The organism is Oleiphilus sp. HI0043 (assembly GCF_001634935.1).
This window is the reverse complement of sequence record NZ_LWEY01001491.1, coordinates 1-1144: the sequence shown is the minus strand read 5'-3', so window position 1 is coordinate 1144 and position 1144 is coordinate 1. Positions and strand designations below refer to the sequence as shown.

Annotated in this window: 3 protein-coding genes; 2 read left to right on the top strand and 1 reads right to left on the bottom strand. The window is 39.9% G+C overall.

Going from position 1 to position 1144, the window contains the following annotated elements:
- Together A3729_RS21525 and A3729_RS21520 are read left to right on the top strand one after the other, a co-directional pair.
- A partial coding sequence (locus A3729_RS21525; RefSeq protein ID WP_156498062.1) for an AraC family transcriptional regulator occupies nt 1-311 on the top strand: 311 nt, incomplete at its 5' end.
- Nucleotides 312-468: 157 nt separating this feature from the next.
- The gene (locus tag A3729_RS21520) at nt 469-873 is read left to right on the top strand and encodes a globin (RefSeq protein WP_082886007.1); all 405 of its coding nucleotides are present in this window, start codon (nt 469-471) and stop codon (nt 871-873) included.
- Here the strand turns inward: A3729_RS21520 and A3729_RS34095 are convergent.
- Nucleotides 851-1144, bottom strand: a 294-nt coding sequence (locus A3729_RS34095) for a hypothetical protein (RefSeq protein ID WP_231877482.1), incomplete at its 5' end; no start/stop codon positions are given. The genes A3729_RS21520 and A3729_RS34095 overlap by 23 nt on opposite strands.

Genomic DNA, 1144 nt, shown 5'->3' with positions numbered 1-1144 from the left:
AAGATATTGTTTCACAAACCAAGCAAGTCATTGAAGGCTACGAAGGGCGCTTTCCAAGCGTTCCTGAAGTGGCAAAGATGTTTTCTGTGAGTGAGCGTACCTTCCGCAGAAAACTAAGCGCTGCCAACACGAGTTACCAAGGTATCCTGGATGAGCATAAGAAACAGCGCTGTCTAGGGATGATGGCTGCAGGGAAAGTGTCAGTGGCCGCATTGGCTGATCAGTTAGGTTACGCTGAGTCCGCTAGCTTTTTGAGAGCGTTTAAACGTTGGACTGGATGTACGCCTAAAGATTATCTTAGAAGAGTTTAGCGAGTAATTTATCCCGGCTGGCTATAAGACTACTCGTATCTGCAGCCTTGGAATATCATCTGAGTGAAAACGATAATTACTTAGAACAATGTGCATGTTTAGTCTAAAATATTTTCTTTCTGAATAAAAATTGCATTGGAGCGCTTAAGTAATGGGGATGATTGAATCTCTCGGGAGTCATTTTGACGATAGTTACGATTTTATTCTGAGTAACGATAGCAACTTTTTTGATTCTTTCTATACACACTTTTTTAATAGCTCTAATTTAATAAAAAATGCTTTTGCTTATATCGATATGGATAAGCAGAAGCAAATGCTTCGAGAATCTATAAAGCACTTAGTCAAATTCTACTGTACTAATAAAGAAAGCGAATACCTAAAAACTATCGCTCGACATCACGCCGATAAAGTTCGAGCTGACGAATATATGTATAAACTTTTCGTAGACTCTTTCATTCAGGCTATTGAAGATACCTACCCTAACTTTTGTGAGGAAGCAGCTTTAGTTTGGCGATGCGCCTTAAAGCCAGGCATCGACTTTATGAACTCTTATAAGGCTTAGCTGAACAGTGTTCCCAATTTGGGTCTTTAGAGACCAGTTTCCTGTTAATAATAAACAGACTCGGAACCAGGATGAAAGCGGTGCTGACTATGTCTGCAATAGTATGATATTGCTGGTAAAGCATTAAAATCGCATACGCTAAGAATGATACTCCCAAGGCAACTTGCCAGTGAACTTGAAACGTTGAACCTTGAGTTAATAACATCACTAAGGCCAGGGATAATGCTGTATGAGTGCTGTAGTCTAGTGAGACTGTAGGCCAAATAAGAAA

Bases quoted from the DNA above. Each gene is read 5' to 3' on its own strand.
- A3729_RS21520 (WP_082886007.1), top strand. From the start codon at position 469: ATGATTGAATCTCTCGGGAGTCATTTTGACGATAGTTACGATTTTATT.